General features: G+C 51.9%; 11 protein-coding genes and 3 rRNA genes. 7 read left to right on the top strand and 7 right to left on the bottom strand.

The window, feature by feature from the left end; genetic code table 11:
* Positions 1-51: 51 nt before the first annotated feature.
* Complete coding sequence (locus FJ146_14375; protein MBM4253152.1) at positions 52-471, bottom strand: lactoylglutathione lyase; 420 nt, start codon at positions 469-471, stop codon at positions 52-54.
* A 183-nt stretch (positions 472-654) separates the two neighbouring features.
* Here FJ146_14375 and FJ146_14370 point away from each other — a divergent pair, with 183 nt between their 5' ends.
* Positions 655-1,731 (top strand): type III polyketide synthase, encoded by a 1,077-nt coding sequence (locus FJ146_14370; protein MBM4253151.1) that lies wholly within the window; start codon positions 655-657, stop codon positions 1,729-1,731.
* Positions 1,716-2,249 (top strand): hypothetical protein, encoded by a 534-nt coding sequence (locus FJ146_14365; protein MBM4253150.1) that lies wholly within the window; start codon positions 1,716-1,718, stop codon positions 2,247-2,249. The genes FJ146_14370 and FJ146_14365 overlap by 16 nt, the downstream gene beginning before the upstream one ends.
* Here FJ146_14365 and FJ146_14360 read toward each other — a convergent pair.
* A complete protein-coding gene (locus FJ146_14360; protein MBM4253149.1) occupies positions 2,219-3,547 on the bottom strand; it encodes an aspartate kinase in 1,329 nt (442 codons plus the stop codon). The two genes, FJ146_14365 and FJ146_14360, sit on opposite strands and share 31 nt — an antisense overlap.
* 94 nt (positions 3,548-3,641) lie before the next feature.
* Here FJ146_14360 and FJ146_14355 point away from each other — a divergent pair, with 94 nt between their 5' ends.
* Genes FJ146_14355 through FJ146_14340 form a run of 4 tightly spaced genes read left to right on the top strand, consistent with a single transcriptional unit; the run spans position 3,642 to position 7,760 of the window.
* Positions 3,642-5,141: an amino acid permease gene (locus tag FJ146_14355; GenBank protein ID MBM4253148.1), complete on the top strand. Its 1,500-nt coding sequence runs from the start codon at positions 3,642-3,644 to the stop codon at positions 5,139-5,141.
* A 2-nt stretch (positions 5,142-5,143) separates the two neighbouring features.
* Complete coding sequence (locus FJ146_14350) at positions 5,144-6,142, top strand: ABC transporter substrate-binding protein (protein MBM4253147.1); 999 nt, start codon at positions 5,144-5,146, stop codon at positions 6,140-6,142.
* 3 nt (positions 6,143-6,145) lie between these two features.
* The gene (locus FJ146_14345; protein MBM4253146.1) at positions 6,146-6,916 is read left to right on the top strand and encodes an ABC transporter ATP-binding protein; all 771 of its coding nucleotides are present in this window, start codon (positions 6,146-6,148) and stop codon (positions 6,914-6,916) included.
* A complete protein-coding gene (locus FJ146_14340; GenBank protein ID MBM4253145.1) occupies positions 6,909-7,760 on the top strand; it encodes an ABC transporter permease in 852 nt (283 codons plus the stop codon). The genes FJ146_14345 and FJ146_14340 overlap by 8 nt, the downstream gene beginning before the upstream one ends.
* Here the strand turns inward: FJ146_14340 and FJ146_14335 are convergent.
* Entirely contained in the window at positions 7,726-8,961 is a 1,236-nt protein-coding gene (locus tag FJ146_14335) for an O-antigen ligase family protein (protein ID MBM4253144.1), read from the bottom strand. The two genes, FJ146_14340 and FJ146_14335, sit on opposite strands and share 35 nt — an antisense overlap.
* Positions 8,962-9,069: 108 nt before the next feature.
* Positions 9,070-10,035: a lytic transglycosylase domain-containing protein gene (locus FJ146_14330; protein MBM4253143.1), complete on the bottom strand. Its 966-nt coding sequence runs from the start codon at positions 10,033-10,035 to the stop codon at positions 9,070-9,072.
* Positions 10,036-10,325: 290 nt separating this feature from the next.
* Here FJ146_14330 and FJ146_14325 point away from each other — a divergent pair, with 290 nt between their 5' ends.
* On the top strand, positions 10,326-11,030 hold the full coding sequence (locus tag FJ146_14325) for a hypothetical protein (GenBank protein MBM4253142.1): 705 nt from the start codon (positions 10,326-10,328) through the stop codon (positions 11,028-11,030).
* A 107-nt stretch (positions 11,031-11,137) separates the two neighbouring features.
* Here the strand turns inward: FJ146_14325 and rrf are convergent.
* The 3 genes from rrf to FJ146_14310 form a co-directional block, all read right to left on the bottom strand.
* A 5S ribosomal RNA gene (gene rrf / locus FJ146_14320) occupies positions 11,138-11,252 on the bottom strand.
* 142 nt (positions 11,253-11,394) lie between these two features.
* Positions 11,395-14,303: ribosomal RNA gene (locus tag FJ146_14315) — 23S ribosomal RNA — on the bottom strand.
* 356 nt (positions 14,304-14,659) lie between these two features.
* Positions 14,660-16,199, bottom strand: a 16S ribosomal RNA gene (locus FJ146_14310).
* Together the 16S, 23S and 5S rRNA genes form the textbook arrangement of a ribosomal RNA operon.
* Between the last annotated feature and the right edge of the window lie 379 nt (positions 16,200-16,578).

The raw sequence follows: 16,578 nt of genomic DNA, 5'->3' as shown, positions 1-16,578 counted from the left end.
TTACTGGCCCTTATTGACTACAATGTAGTTCAGGGCCATGCGGTGAACCGTCTACCATGTACCGACATTGGGCATCGAATGCCATGGTTCCACAGGAGGCAAAGGCTTACCCCGCTGCAGTAGTTCAATGGAGATATCGTCAGGCGACTTCACAAAAGCCATGCGTCCATCACGAGGCGGCCTCCGAATAATCACGCCGCCCGCTTGCAAGCGCGCGCAGGCCGCGTAAATATCATCGACGGCAAAAGCCAGATGTCCGAAGTTGCGTGCATCGCCGTAGGTATCAGGCACATCGTAGTTGTAGGTCAGCTCGACTTCTGGCTCTCCCGGAGCTGTCGCCAGATAGATGAGAGTGAAACGACCCTCGGGATAATCGTTGCGCCTTACTTCCTTAAGACCGAGTAGATTACAGTAAAAATCCAGTGATTTGCTCAAGTCACGGACTCTCACCATCGCGTGTAGATATTGCATGACATTCACCTCCGATGCGGAGTTTACGCAATGAGAGAATGTGGATCAATCCCAGATAGATGAATTACGGCCACCGGAAGCAACTACAAAGTAACTCCGTAGACTCTATTAATATCTCAAGAAATCACCGTTTCTACCGACAAGTACAAATATAACCTATGCGATAAATACTGGAGGCATGATATGCAAATCGTATCTATTGGTACTGCTTATCCTTTCCATCGATACACGCAATCAGAAATCACCGCGGAACTAGCCCGCGCCTGGAAAGGCGGCCTCGGTGACCGGGAAAAGGCTCTACTCGAGCGGCTCGCTAAATCTACTAGTGTCGAAGGACGTAATCTTGCCATGCCGCTTGAAAACTATGCGACCGTGCGTAGTTTCACTGACCGCAACCATATTTTCATAAAATCCGCGCACGAACTCGGCAACGATGCTGTCACTCGAGCCCTCAATGAGGTTGATGCCAGCGCCAAGACGATCGATGCCATATTCTTTACAACCATCACTGGTTTAGCTGTACCCAGCATTGAATCGAGGATAGCTCTATCTCTTGGGATGCGTGACGACGTTAAGCGTATACCGATGTTTGGACTGGGATGCATGGCAGGTGTTTCGGGGTTAGCACGAGTACACGATTATTTGAAGGCATGGCCTAGTCATGCGGTTGTACTGCTTGCTGTAGAACTTTGCTCACTCACCCTTCAGCTCGATGACTTCAGTGCGGAAAATATTGTATCGTCAACTTTGTTTGGCGACGGTGCAGCAGCTGTGCTCTGCGTCGGTGATGATCATCCATTGGCAAAAAACTCCCAAATGGAAACTCTGGCCTCATCCGCTAAACTTTATGAAGACACGCGCCATATTATGGGCTGGAATATCGGTGGCCATGGATTCAAGATTTTGCTCGATCCAGGCGTGCCGCAAATTATCCACGAGCATCTTGCCGGTGATATCCGCAATTTTCTGGCAACGCAATCGCTACAAACGTCAGACATCAGGACTTGGATCAGTCATCCGGGCGGGCCTAAAGTCATTCAGGCTATCACTGATGCACTTGACTTAAACGAACAAGCATTAAGCATTTCGCGAGAAATGCTCGCAAAGGTGGGCAATCTTAGTAGCGCCAGCGTACTCGGCATCCTGGAGGCCACCTTGGAGCGCCGCCACACCTCATCCGTTGACACGGGGGATCACGCGTTCATGATCGCCATGGGACCCGGGTTTTCCTCGGAGGTCATCCTATGTCGCTGGAGCTAGTTGCTTTTGTCCTATTTGGAATTACGGTGGCCGAGCGCATTCTCGAGCTCAAAGTTTCGCATCGAAACGCTGCATGGAGTTTTGAGCGCGGCGGTGTTGAGTACGGCGCCGCGCATTATAAGTGGATGGTTGCCATGCACACAGGTTTCTTGGTCGCCATGGTAGCAGAATATCTCATGTATGGATCTTCCCTGCCCAGCGTTGTACTAGTCTCAGCGATAGTGGTCGCCGGCGCTTGCCAGCTGATGCGGTGGTGGATCATCAATACCCTGGGCTCACAATGGAACACGCGGGTCATTGTCGTGCCAGGAGCTGGGCGGGTGAGCAAGGGACCTTATCGGTTCCTTAAACACCCTAACTATGTCGTAGTGGCTACTGAGATGTTCACATTGCCGCTGATTTTTGGCTCTTGGCGCACAGCTATCATCTTCTCCGCCCTGAACGCATGGATGATGTGGGTGCGACTGCGAGTCGAAAATCGTGCCATTCAACAACTCGTGCTTACAAAAGCGTCATAAAGCGCCTTGACAGATTTCTCGTAATCCTCGGGAGCTACACCGACGATGATATTCAGCTCGCTGGCACCCTGATTGATTAGTCTGACATTAACTTTGGCATCACGAAGGGCCGTGAATACTTTAGCTGCTATACCAACGGTCTTGGCCATGCCTTCACCGACGACGGCAATGAGTGCGATTTGCTTTTCCAGCTCGAGGCGATCTGGTTTGAGCGATCCGCGAATCTCGTCTAGAATAAAGTCGACCTTGCCCTCGATCTGCTGCGCCTCCATGATAACGCTCATGCTATCGATTGCTGATGGACAGTGCTCCACACTGACGCCGTGACGCTCGAGAATTCCAAGAAGCCGACACGCGAAGCCTACCTCTTTATTCATGAGGTTTTTCTCGATATTGATCATCGCGAAGTTTTTCTTGCCAGCGATACCCGCAATTTCAGTGGATTTTTCGATCTCCTCGCTCAACTTGCGGACAATCGTCGTACCTGGATGCGTCGGAGCATTGGTGTTCTTGATACAGATCGGAATGCCGACCTGCCTTACCGGGGCAATAGCCTCGTCATGCAGCACCGTAGCGCCCATATACGATAACTCGCGAATTTCAGCGTAAGTGGCCTCGGCCATCGGCTTAGCATTGGCGACGATCCGAGGATCGGTCATCAAAAGTCCGGAAACATCCGTCCAATTCTCGTAAACTGCGGCGTTAATGGCACGGGCCACGATAGCTCCAGAGATATCGGAGCCACCACGAGAGAAGGTCTTAATGTCACCCTTGGCGTCGCGACCGTAAAAACCCGGCACAACGTAGCGCTGATCCTGGCGCGCCAGCCGCTCACCAAGTAAGCGGTAGGTTTCGTCTTGCACCCCACCGTTAGCACTTATCAAAATAAATTCCGCCGGCTCTATAAATTCAGCATCGAGATAAGCTGCCATGATGAGACCATTTAGGTATTCACCACGCGACGCCACGAAGTCCTTGCTAACCCCACGCAGGAGAGCAGCGCGCAGATCCTCTAGATGCTGGGTCATGTTGGCTTTGACTCCGAGGTCCCGCTCAATTTCGAGGAAACGCTCGCGCACACGCTCGAAGCTTGGGGTAAAGTCGGTAGCCACCTCGGCACTCTGTTGGCACAGATAAAGGAGATCGGTAAGTTTAGCATCGGCCGGCGTGCGCTTGCCAGGCGCCGAGGGCACAACAACGGAACGCCTCTTGTCAGCCTCAATAATAGCGCGAACTTTTTTGAACTGCGCTGCATCGGCAAGACTGGTGCCACCAAATTTACACACAATGCGGGACATGGATAAACCTTTCGGAGACTGGCAAGTCGTTGAACAGGCTGGGAAGGTCAGCTATAAAACCCACTGACATTAGCCTTCTTAGTCGAGATTGACAATGGATCCGATGCATCAGGACTTAGCAGATGACACGCACACGCTCCGTACCCTAGGTTACCAGCAAGAGCTCGATAGGCGCATGTCGGGTTTTTCTAACTTTGCTATATCTTTCAGTATTATTTGTATACTGGCTGGGGGACTTACCTCTTTTCACCTTGGGTTCAGCGCCGTCGGCGGCGCGGCTATAGGGCTAGGATGGCCGCTGAGTTGTGCGTTCTCCCTAATCGTAGCCGCGGCTATGGGGCAACTGGCCTCGGCCTTTCCTACCGCTGGCGGCCTGTACCATTGGTCAGCGATCCTTGGCGGGCGCGCCTGGGGCTGGGCCACCGCTTGGCTCAACTTAGTAGGCCTGATTACAACTCTGGCCGCCATCAACGTCGGAGCATTTGCATTTACGATCGGTGCCATAGACAAGATCTTCGAGATGCACCTCAGCAGCCTAAGCGGCACCAAGCAAATCGTCCTGCAGACTGTGGGAGTCGCTCTCATGACGGGTAGTCAAGGACTGGTTAATCACCTTGGTATCAAGCTCACCACGAAACTTACCGACTTTAGTGGCTATCTTATCATGGTTATCGCCACCATCTTGACGGGGAGCCTTGTTTTTTACGGTGCTAGCTTCGATCTCAGTCGGTTAGTTTCATTTCAAAACTTCAGCGGTAGCGCCGGCGGCAACGTGTGGCCAGCCAACGACAATATTCTTGTGCTCTTTGCTCTCGGTCTTTTGTTGCCGGCCTATACAATCACTGGATTTGACGCCTCGGCACACACATCCGAGGAGACCAAGGGCGCGCAGTATAACGTCCCGCGAGGCATTGTACGTGCGGCGCTAGTTTCAAGCGTTGGTGGGTGGCTTATGCTGATTGCGATGGTGCTTGCCATGCCGTCGGTGACGTCTGGAGCAGCCGAAGGACCTAACGTATTTTTCTGGCTAGTTGAGCAAGTGCTACCTAAATATCTCGGCAACACCCTACTTATTGGCATCATCATTGCGCAATATATCTGCGGCCTCGCAACGGTCACATCGACTTCCCGCATGACGTACGCATTTGCGAGGGATGGTGGACTGCCGTTCTCCAGGCAACTTAAACAAGTAAGCCCAAGGTACCTGACACCTGCGAGCGCCATATGGACAATCGTCACATTAACGATCGCTTTTGCTGCCTACACGCCGGTCTATACGACGATTACAGTATGCTGCGTGATTTTTCTCTACATATCTTACGTCATACCTATCGGTTTAGGTTTTTTTGTTTACGGAAAGTCCTGGACCAACTTTGGTCCGTGGACACTCGGTATCTGGTTTAAACCGGCGTGCTTGGTTGCCATGTTTGGCTGTTTGGCATTGATCTTGATCGGCATCCAGCCTCCCAACGATAAGGCACTGACTGTCCTATTAACCACACTGGTTATCATGGCAGTCGTGTGGGTCGGACTTGAGCGACACCGTTTTCAGGGGGCACCAGTGACCCCATTGACTAACAGACTAAGGAAGTAAACATGCGACTTCTATTGATCTTATCTTCACTAATACTTGGCCTGAGTGATTCTAGCCGGGCCGAGGTCACAAAAATAGCTACCGGCTATCAGTACGGGCTCACGTATCTACCACTCATGGTGATGCAAGAGCAAAAACTAGTAGAGGCGAAAGCCAAAGCTGCCGGCATCAATCTCACTACTGAGTGGCGCGTATTAAGTGGACCAGCTGCGATTAATGACGGTCTCCTTGCTGGTTCGCTGCAGTTCGGCGCCGTTGGGACATCATCTCTAGTCACTCTGTGGGCCAAGACGCGCAAAAACCTCGGTATCCGCGCCGTCGGTGCTCTTTCGTCGATGCCGATTTATCTAAACACTAACAACCCACGAGTAAATTCTATTCGTGACTTTACCGCGAAGGATCGCATTGCGCTCCCATCAGTAAAAGTCGGTGTGCAAGCTGTGGTGCTGCAAATGGCTGCAGCACAGACATTTGGCGACAAAGAATTTGCTAAACTGGATCCCATGACCGTAGGGCTTGGACATCCTGAAGCTCTAGTTGCCATATTATCCGGGCGCTCCGAGATTACAGCTCATTTCACCTCGGCTCCGTTCGCACAGATTGAGCTAGACAAAGGCCAGGGCAAGATTAGGACCGTCCTTAAATCCAACGATGTCCTGGGTGGCCCCCTCACATTCACTGCCGTAGTGGCAAGCACCAAGTTTTATAGTGCTAATCCGACCGTATACGGCATATATGCCAGCGCATTCAGCGAGGCCTCACAATGGATTAACACCAATAAAGATGCTGCCGCCGCACTGTACGTGAAAGTTACTGGGTCCAAAGATCCCTTACCTTTCATCACCAAGTTGCTTAGCGATCCAGACAATGCCTATGATCTTACCCCCCGCAAATTTGCTGCCTTCGCCGATTTCATGTTTAAAGTAGGGACCATTAAAGAGAAGGCTGAGTCCTGGAAAGATCTGTCTCATCCTAACCTCCACAACCTGGCTGGGAGTTAACCTGTGGAACTCCCCTTACTGCAGCTAAGCGATGTGTCCATCGATTACGAAGATACTTCCGGCAATAAAAGGCGGCGCACCACAGTGGTCGAGCGCGTATCGTTCGATGTCCATACCGCCGAGCGCTGTATGTTGGTCGGTGCCTCAGGGTCTGGAAAATCCACACTGTTGAAGGCCATAGGCGGTTATATCAAACCAGCTCACGGTTTGATTCAGGTCAGCGGTCAGCCGGTCGTCAAACCTGGTCCAGACCGTGTCATGATGTTTCAGGAGTTCGACCAGCTGCTGCCATGGCGTACTGTGGTCGGCAATGTGGTTTTTGCCCTCGAGGCTAGTGGCAAAGCAAAATCCAAAGAGGCCCTTGACCGCGCCCGCAGCGCCGTCGCCAAGGTTAAGTTAGAACGAGTTGCCGATCAGTTTCCACACCAACTATCCGGTGGTATGAAGCAGCGCGTGGCTCTGGCTAGGGCGCTCGCTATGGAGCCTAAGATCCTACTGATGGATGAGCCATTTGCTGCCTTAGACGCACTGACTCGCCAGCAAATGCAACAGGAACTCCTGCAGCTGTGGGATAATCACCGCTTCACACTCATATTTGTCACTCATTCGATAAAAGAGGCGCTCACGGTCGGGAGCCGCGTGCTGGTCCTGTCACCTCACCCAGGTAGACTTCAGGCAGATATCAGCTGTGATCCTAAAGACCCAGGTAAGGAAACACTGATCCACAGCCTACTCTTTGGCAACGAGACCACGGAGGCCAAAGATCATGACTGATAAGTTTTTTGACATCGCGGCGAGGCACCCTGAACCGCTGACCACCCAAGTCCCAATTGCCCTTTGGCGTCGTCTATACGACCTAGAATGGTGTCGCCGCCTTCTCGTTTTGACAGTGCTGGCCGCTGCATGGCAGACCTATAGCCGCTGGCTGGATAACGCGCTACTGTTCCCGTCGTTCACCGAAACACTGAGTGCCCTGATAGACGGACTGAAGTCGGGCGTCCTGGTCGACAGAATCCTGACGTCGCTCGGGGTTTTGCTACTTGGTTACGCTGTTGGACTAGGTATCGCCGTTGCCTTAGCCATCGTAGCGATGAGCTCTAAGTTAGGTCGCGATCTGCAAGCCACTCTAACGGCCATGTTCAATCCGCTCCCTGCGATCGCACTTTTACCAGTCGCCATGCTTTGGATCGGTTTGGGAACGGGTAGCTTGGTATTTGTACTCGCCCATTCGGTGATCTGGTCTTTTAGTCTCAGTGTGATATCAGGATTCGACGGTGTTTCGCCCACACTGCGCATGGTCGGACGCAACTACGGGCTGAACGGTATTGCATACATCTGGAAGATACTGATTCCTGCTGCGTTCCCGTCGTTACTTACCGGCCTAAGATTAGGTTGGGCCTTTGCCTGGCGCACTCTGATTGCGGCCGAATTAGTCTTTGGCGTTAGTGCGGGGTCAGGAGGCCTCGGCTGGTATATTTACGAGAACAAAAACCAACTCGAGATTGCCTCGGTGTTTGCTGGATTATCGTCCGTGATCATCATCGGCCTAGTAGTCGAGTATTTGATCTTCCGGCTAATCGAAGCTAAGACTGTGCGGCGTTGGGGGATGGCGACGTAACCACCATATCCCTGCCCCAAATCCATAATCCGCAAATGAGAGCAGTGATGGCAAAACGCACTGCCGCGTCTTGAAATGCATTTTGTGTGATGGCACCGAGAAAAACGGCTCCAACAGTCTGTATGGCTACTTCGCCACACCACTGCCCTTGGCGCCGGAGCCGCCGTGCATATTGGACGAGGTCGAAAACCCAAAGCATAAATATGCATAGCCCTACCAAACCGACATTAACGGCGATTTGTAGCAGCATGTTGTGGGCCTCATACTGCCGTATGAAATTTTTAAGTCCAATCGCTTCGTAATAAGGCACGCGATAAGAGCTGATGATGCCCTCACCGTGCCCGAGTAACGGGCGTTCCTTGAGCATATTCCAATGCACATGCCAAAAAGCAACCCTATCATCGGGGTAATCGCTATGGACATCATCACGATTTATGGTGCCGCGAAAACGTTCACTCACCGAATTATCCGTGCTGAGCGTTAAGGCAGCAGCAGCAAAAAATGAGGCTAAAATCATAATGCGGATGCGACCTTTAGTATGACTCCAAATATTCCATAAGATCACTAGCGCCGTGACTACCTGGACCGTCCGCGACCGACTCGTGAGTATCGCTACTGCCAACGCTGCGGCTACGATCCACGGCAGTAGCCGGCGCGGCTCACGAAAAACCGCATGAATGACAAGAGGAGTGAATACCAAGCAGACGTAACCGAAAGTCATCGGGTGAGAATAGAGTCCGTGTGCGCGCGGATATCCGAATTCGACCAACGTTCCGGCTATCCGCCACCCCCACATGGCTTGACTCAAGGAGATCAAACCCAACGCCACAATACTGGTAGCGAACACGATCTCAACACGGCGCCATTGCGCGCGATGCGTCTTAGGGAGCGCGAGAAAGCTGACTGGGGGCAGTAAGGCCCATACAAGGTAGCCTGCCGTGTAGTTGAATTTGAAACGTGCGGGACTTGCTGGATTCATTACGGTAGCGATGACTTGCACTAATAGGTAGGCAGCCACACTGAGCAAAGCTAATTTGTGCTGCATCCAAAGTTGGTTCAGTGCCAAGTGCTGCCGCTTCATATAGAGGCTGCTAAAGAGCAGAAGCGCAACGACTCCAGCTCCTATGTTCTGACCGGCGACGCCAAGCGGTATAATGGTAAGTAGTAAATACAGCGGCAAAACTTGCAAGATTTCGGGCACGTCCAACTCCCTAAGGACACCGAGGCTGACATGATAAGCCACCGATTGTCGCCTGGGACGGCGCAGGTCGCAACGCTATTTGTTAACCGGGACCGCTGAGCATTTAGGCTAAAGGGCTCGCTCGCGCTTCGCTGCAGGATTAGAGCTAGATGCCGTGACTACCTGCCCTTTGACCATGGCACTTGCAACGTTACGTACAGCTAGGAAGCTTGGGTAGTAATTACGCGCCGCAAATCCAAAAAGGCTAGTCCGGTGGCGTTCTCTTACGGCCATATAGTCATTGCCATACATCTTGATGGCTCGCATCGTTCCATTGATCCCGTAGTTATAGGCCGTTATTGCCAGCGGCCACGATCCAGTCTGCTGATAGAAATCCGATAGCATCATCGCGGCTGCCGCGGTTGAGCGATGCGGATGCGTCCGGTGGTCGTTAAGTCTGCCCACGGATAATCCGGCCAATCGCGCTGCGGACGGCATGAGTTGCCAGAGTCCCTTAGCTCCCACGCGTGAACGAGCGTAGGGGTTATAGCCACTTTCAAGGTGAGGCAGAAAAGCCAGATCCGTGGGTAGCTGCTTTTGTCCCAGTACCCGCATCACCATACCTAAATGCTCTTTAGACCGAGACAAACTAGGTTGCAAATCAACCCCGCGCTGACAGCGAACCTGTTTTGCTGCCGCTCGGTAATACGCAGGAGTGCGCTGACTTGGCGGGGTTACTTTAACGATGCGCTCCTCAATGGCGTTGCGCGGTGCATGCCCGTCTGCCAGTCCGGCAATCGCCTGGCTGATGACCGCCTGATAGCGCTTGGCCAGACTAGCCCTGCGGAAGACCGTTCCTTCCGGCATGCGTTTCACGAAGTACTGAATCGAGACGTTTTCTTTATCGTGAAACAGGCAGTCGTCCGGACTGTACTTGGTAAAGATGGTCTCCCAGAAGCGGACATCTGACTGGAGCTCAGGCGGGGTAGGTAGTGGTTCCATCGCCTCCAAAGGTAGCTGTGCTGCCGCTACTGCGGAGGCATGTAACGCCCCAACGAATAAACCAACTACCGAAATTAATTGAAACAGTTTCATAGTGACCCCACCTCCAGGCGCGTGGAGGACATAAAGCCTATGTGTTACGGCAACTTAAGCAACGGGAATGCGGCGGAACGCAGATCTAAATGGCAGTAAGTTTAGTATACCTGTGGCCTCGATTCATCGCCAGATTAATCTTTTACGTGTTTACAAAGATCGCACTCAAACCCATGAAACAAATAACAAAATTAATTCGCTTAAGAATTTAAGCTGTTGTACCGATAAGCGGATGGGACACGGGGTTCTGTTCCTTTCCGGTAAACCGAAGCAACCAGTGGGGACTAGTCGTGAGTTACAAGAACTTAGTGTTAGGTACATGGGCCGCAGCAGTGGTGCTGGTCGTTGCCTGCTCAAGCGCTAACTTTGGTGGCACCACGGCAGCGCCCTCGAAGACCGACGATGGCAATAAAACAGGCAAGGGCGGGGGTGACCCGAACAACGACCCGACCAAAAAGGGAGGCGGCGGCGGCGTCGACGACCAAGGCCCAGCCAAATGCTCTGATGATCAGGTTAAGCTGAAGCTGAGCACTGAGGAAGAACAGTGTATCGTCCAGCAAGGCAAAACTTGGGACTTCAGTAACAAGCGCTGCGGAAGCTTGCCCAAGGCCGACTTTGATTGCAACTGGACCGAGCTGCTTGCAAAACTAAATAGTCACGCCCAGAGTCTGGTCACAGAAACCCTAAAAAAAGCCTCAACTGATGGTTCCAAACTTGTGAGCTGCGGAAAGGGCATTCAAGACCTCCCTTCCCCATCGAATTCCCCGACCAACCAGCGCTACATTCGCTACGCCGTTCAGTTCATCTCGGCCGCTACTGGTGGTAAGCAAGTCGAATGCGAGGGTACACCTTCAAACGAACTCAGTATTACGACCGGTTGCTACACTTTTCCGGATAACGGCGCCCCTCAAATCACGATACCACCGTCCACCGATAAAGTGGCTTACGAGAAATATGTCTATAACTGCATCAATAATTTGGCACCAACTCCCTAGTCATCAGGAATAAAAGTGGCAGTCAGGGTAGACGGCCGCTCGATGATTGGAGCATGCAAATACAAGAAGCCCCTGAGACCTTTCGGAATCAGGGGCTTCGTTTTTTAAGGCTGCATCGTGCTACTCTCCCACTCTTAAAAGAGCAGTACCATTGCCGCAGAAGAGCTTGACTTCCGTGTTCGGGATGGGAACGGGTATTTCCTCTTCGCTAGAGACACAGCCAAACTGAATATTTGGCAACTGTATCGTTAATGTTCAAGAACAAGTCAATTCTGGGATTCTTCAGCTTCCACCTGGAGTAGGGAATTCCACAACAGAATCCCGACGAACTTTTTTGGTTCTTCCAGGTAGAGAGTCGACGGCGTTTATTAAGCCGCACGGCTAATTAGTAGTGGTCAGCTCCGTACATTACTGTACTTCCACCCCCACCCTATCAACGTCCTGGTCTAGAACGAGCCTTTAGGGCCGAAGCCTGGGAAATCTTATCTTGAGGCGGGCTTCCCACTTAGATGCTTTCAGCGGTTATCCCATCCGTATATAGCTACCCAGCCGTGCCACTGGCGTGACAACTGGTGCACTAGAGATACGTCCATCCCGGTCCTCTCGTACTAAGGACAGAGCCTCTCAAATTTCCTGCGCCCACAGCAGATAGGGACCGAACTGTCTCACGACGTTCTGAACCCAGCTCGCGTACCACTTTAATTGGCGAACAGCCAAACCCTTGGGACCTGCTTCAGCCCCAGGATGTGATGAGCCGACATCGAGGTGCCAAACCTCCTCGTCGATGTGAACTCTTGGAGGAGATCAGCCTGTTATCCCCGGAGTACCTTTTATCCGTTGAGCGATGGCCCTTCCATGCGGGACCACCGGATCACTAACACCTACTTTCGTACCTGCTCGACCTGTCAGTCTCGCAGTTAAGCCCCCTTATGCGTTTGCACTCTGCGACCGATTTCCATCCGGTCTGAGGGGACCTTTGCGCGCCTCCGTTACTTTTTTGGAGGCGACCGCCCCAGTCAAACTACCCACCAGACACTGTCCCCATCCCAGATTATGGGACTAGGTTAGATACACAAATTGATCAGGGTGGTATTTCACCGATGACTCCATAAGAGCTAGCGCCCCTACTTCGAAGTCTCCCACCTATCCTACACAGACCAATTCGAATACCAGTGCCAAGCTATAGTAAAGGTTCACGGGGTCTTTCCGTCTTGCTGCGGGTAACGGGCATCTGCACCCGTTTTTCAAATTCGCTGAGCACCAAGTCGAGACAGCGGGGAAGTCGTTACGCCATTCGTGCAGGTCGGAACTTACCCGACAAGGAATTTCGCTACCTTAGGACCGTTATAGTTACGGCCGCCGTTTACTGGGGCTTCGATTCGACGCTTTGCTTGCGCTGACATCTCCTCTTAACCTTCCAGCACCGGGCAGGCGTCACACCGTATACTTCCTCTTACGAGTTTGCACAGTGCTGTGTTTTTGGTAAACAGTCGCTACCCCCTCTTCTCTGCAACCAGATTAGGCTTCAGGAGCAAGTCCTTACACCATACTGGCCCACCTTATCCCGAAGTTACGGTGGCAATTTGCCGAGTTCCTTAACTTGGTTTCACTCAATCACCTTAGGATTCTCTCCCTGCCCACCTGAGTCGGTTTGCGGTACGGTCGTTGTTGCTTCAACGTTTAGCGGCTTTTCTTGCGAGCATGGGATCACTGACTTCAGGACCGAAGTCCACCACGTCACATCTCAGGATTGACCTTCCGGACTTACCAGGAAGATCTCCCTACATGCTTGAACCGGAATCCAATAACCGGCACAGCTACCCTTCTCTACCCCCGCATCACTCCACAACATCGGTGCAGGAATATTAACCTGCTTCCCATCAATTACGCCTTTCGGCCTCACCTTAGGGACCGACTAACCCTGGGAAGATTACCTTGACCCAGGAAACCTTGGGCTTCCGGCGAGCGTGTTTCTCACACGCTTTTCGCTACTTATGTCGGCATATGCTCTTGTAGTTCCTCCAGCATCCCTCACGAGACACCTTCGCAGGTTGCTACAATGCTCCGCTACCACTCTTACGAGTCCGTAGCTTCGGTGGCATGCTTAGCCCCGTTACATTTTCCGCGCAGGAGCACTTGACCAGTGAGCTGTTACGCTTTCTTTGAATGATGGCTGCTTCTAAGCCAACATCCTGGCTGTCTATGCGCCCCCACATCGTTTTCCACTTAGCATGCTCTTTGGGACCTTAGCTGACGATCTGGGCTCTTCCCCTCTCGACAATGACCCTTCTCAGCCACTGTCTGTCTGCCGTCCTAACCATACGGGTATTCGGAGTTTGAATGGGTTTGGTAATCTGGTAAGACCCCTAGCCCAGTCAGTGCTCTACCCCCCGTAGGAAACGGACGACGCCATACCTAAATATGTTTCGCGGAGAACCAGCTATCACCCAGTTTGATTGGTCTTTCACCCCCATCCACAAGTCATCCCAAGCCTTTTCAACGGCTACGAGTTCGGTCCTCCACTGGGAATTACCCCAGCTTCAACCTGCTCATGGATAGATCACCGGGTTTCGGGTCTAACGCCACGTACTAAGCGCCCTATTCAGACTCGCTTTCGCTGCGACTACGGTGCTGAACACCTTAATCTTGCACGTAACGTTAACTCGCCGACTCATTATGCAAAAGGCACGCCGTCACTTACGCTCCGACTGCTTGTAAGCGCATGGTTTCAGATCTATTTCACTCCCCTCACCGGGGTTCTTTTCACCTTTCCCTCACGGTACTATTTCACTATCGGTCTTTAGGTAGTATTTAGCCTTGGAGGATGGTCCCCCCAGATTCAGACAGGATTCCACGTGTCCCGTCCTACTCGGGTACCAGTTAAGCCTTTTGTGTTTTCGCGTACGGGGCTATCACCCACTATGGCCGGACTTTCCAGACCGTTCCACTAACACTCGAGGTCTACGTTACTGGCCCCACAACCCCGCAGAGAAAAATCCCTGTGGTTTGGGCTAATCCGGGTTCGCTCGCCACTACTACCGGAATCTCGGTTGATTTATATTCCTTCAGGTACTTAGATGTTTCAGTTCCCTGAGTTTGCTCCACACTAGCTATGTATTCACTAGTGGGTACCGCCGAAGCGGTGGGTTTCCCCATTCGGACATCTCCGGATCAAAGGTTATTAGGCACCTCCCCGAAGCATTTCGCAGCCTATCACGTCCTTCATCGCCTCCTAAAGCCTAGGCATTCACCATGCGCCCTTAGTAGCTTACTAACTCGCCGTCAACTCTCCACTTGGTAAAACCAAATCAATGCCTTGCTTTTCAAACGCTGGCTGCGTCACCATCCTCGCTGCGGTCCTCATTTACCAAAAGTAAACTCCGGCCCTCGCTCGGTGGCTTCTTGCCATCATTTTGAAAATCAAACCATCTTAGTGATTCGTTTTCCAACTAGTATGTTGCAGAAGCTAGAATCCAATGAATTTCTATCGTTCTTGAACAATTTCGATATTCAGTTGTCAAAGATCTGAAGGATTACTCCCTCAAAGCTGAACAGCGACATACGCATAAAAACCAAGGTTACTGGTAACCTGGATTAGAGACTCTCTTGCGAGAGTGACTCGGAATCCTTAGAAAGGAGGTGATCCAGCCGCAGGTTCCCCTACGGCTACCTTGTTACGACTTCACCCCAATCACGACTACAACCTTGGTAGGCTGCCCCCTTGCGGTTGGCTCACCTGCTTCTGGTTATAATCACTTTCGTGGTGTGACGGGCGGTGTGTACAAGGCCCGGGAACGTATTCACCGAAGCGTGCTGATCTTCGATTACTAGCGATTCCAGCTTCATGAAGTCGAGTTGCAGACTTCAATCCGGACTGAGACAGTGTTTTTGGGATTAGCTCCACCTCGCGGCTTCGCGACCCTTTGTCTCTGCCATTGTAGTACGTGTGTAGCCCTGGACGTAAGGGCCATGAGGACTTGACGTCATCCCCGCCTTCCTCCGGTTTAACACCGGCAGTCCCCCCAGAGTGCCCAACTTAATGGTGGCAACTAAGGGCAAGGGTTGCGCTCGTTGCGGGACTTAACCCAACATCTTACGACACGAGCTGACGACAGCCATGCAGCACCTATCTCCCTGTCCCCGAAGGGAAAATGACATCTCTGCCACTGTCAGGGGATGTTAAGCCCAGGTAAGGTTCTGCGCGTTGCTTCGAATTAAACCACATACTCCACCGCTTGTGCGGGCCCCCGTCAATTCCTTTGAGTTTTAGTCTTGCGACCGTACTCCCCAGGCGGGATACTTAATGCGTGAGCTACGGTACTCAGGAGGTTAACATCCCGAGCACCTAGTATCCATAGTTTACGGCGTGGACTACCAGGGTATCTAATCCTGTTTGCTCCCCACGCTTTCGCGCCTCAGCGTCAGTGCACCGCCAGATAGCCGCCTTCGCCTCAGGTGTTCTTCCCGATATCTACGTATTTCACTACTACACCGGGAATTCCGCCATCCTCTCAGGCACTCAAGACTAGGAGTTTCGACTGCCATTCCCAGGTTGAGCCCAGGGATTTCACAATCGACTTTCTAGCCCGCCTACGCGCGCTTTACGCCCAGTAATTCCGAACAACGCTTGCACCCTTCGTATTACCGCTGCTGCTGGCACGAAGTTAGCAGGTGCTTCTTCTTCTGGTACCGTCAGAATTGCCAACTGTTCGCAGGCAACCCCTTCTTTCCAGCCGAAAGAGCTTTACAACCCAAGAGCCTTCTTCACTCACGCGGCGTTGCTGCATCAGGCTTGCGCCCATTGTGCAAAATTCCCTACTGCTGCCTCCCGTAGGAGTCTGGGCCGTGTCTCAGTCCCAGTGTGACTGATCATCCTCTCAGACCAGTTACCCATCGTCGCCTTGGTAGGCCATTACCCTACCAACTAGCTAATGGGACATAGGCCGCTCTAGTAGCGCAAGCTTATAAATAGAGGCCTGCTTTAGACTCACGTCATTATGCGGTATTAGCCACAGTTTCCCGTGGTTATTCCCCACTACAAGGTACGTTCCTATGTATTACTCACCCGTGCGCCGCTCTACTCATCCCGAAGGACTTTCTCGCGCGACTTGCATGTATTAGGCACGCCGCCAGCGTTCGTTCTGAGCCAGGATCAAACTCTAATGTTTAAATCATGGCCGTTACTTTAATTCGGAATTCTTACTTGCGTAAGAATTGATCAAGGTAACAGTTTACTTTGTTTTTACGAGCCAATGACTCGTGAAGTGATCTCGCGATCAACTTCGACAGTAACCTGTTATTTGGTTTCTTGTTTCTGTCGCTATTCAGTTTTCAAAGAGCACTCGACCTATCTCAGTTTTCGTCAGCCTCTTCAGCTACTTACTTACCGTTCGTCGAGGAGTTCCGCACTTTACTCTCTTCGCTTTTTTTGTCAACCCTTCGTTTCACTTTTTTTCAGTGTCTCGCCGGGTCAGCGAAGTGGCTCAGTGCCGAGGAAGGTGAATCTACGCTTCTAAAAACTTTTGTCAACGCAGCTTTGAAGGTTTTT

Source organism: Deltaproteobacteria bacterium, assembly GCA_016874735.1.
GTDB lineage: Bacteria > Bdellovibrionota_B > Oligoflexia > Oligoflexales > CAIYRB01 > CAIYRB01.
Note: the sequence above shows the minus strand (reverse complement) of the source record. Positions and strands in the feature narration are given on the sequence as shown.

Excerpts from the sequence above, each read along its gene's own strand:
- FJ146_14360 (MBM4253149.1), bottom strand. The coding sequence starts at position 3,547 with ATGTCCCGCATTGTGTGTAAATTTGGTGGCACCAGTCTTGCCGATGCA.
- FJ146_14370 (MBM4253151.1), top strand. The coding sequence starts at position 655 with ATGCAAATCGTATCTATTGGTACTGCTTATCCTTTCCATCGATACACG.
- FJ146_14350 (MBM4253147.1), top strand. The coding sequence starts at position 5,144 with ATGCGACTTCTATTGATCTTATCTTCACTAATACTTGGCCTGAGTGAT.
- FJ146_14340 (MBM4253145.1), top strand. The coding sequence starts at position 6,909 with ATGACTGATAAGTTTTTTGACATCGCGGCGAGGCACCCTGAACCGCTG.
- FJ146_14355 (MBM4253148.1), top strand. The coding sequence starts at position 3,642 with ATGGATCCGATGCATCAGGACTTAGCAGATGACACGCACACGCTCCGT.
- FJ146_14365 (MBM4253150.1), top strand. The coding sequence starts at position 1,716 with ATGTCGCTGGAGCTAGTTGCTTTTGTCCTATTTGGAATTACGGTGGCC.
- FJ146_14330 (MBM4253143.1), bottom strand. The coding sequence starts at position 10,035 with ATGAAACTGTTTCAATTAATTTCGGTAGTTGGTTTATTCGTTGGGGCG.
- FJ146_14375 (MBM4253152.1), bottom strand. The coding sequence starts at position 471 with ATGCAATATCTACACGCGATGGTGAGAGTCCGTGACTTGAGCAAATCA.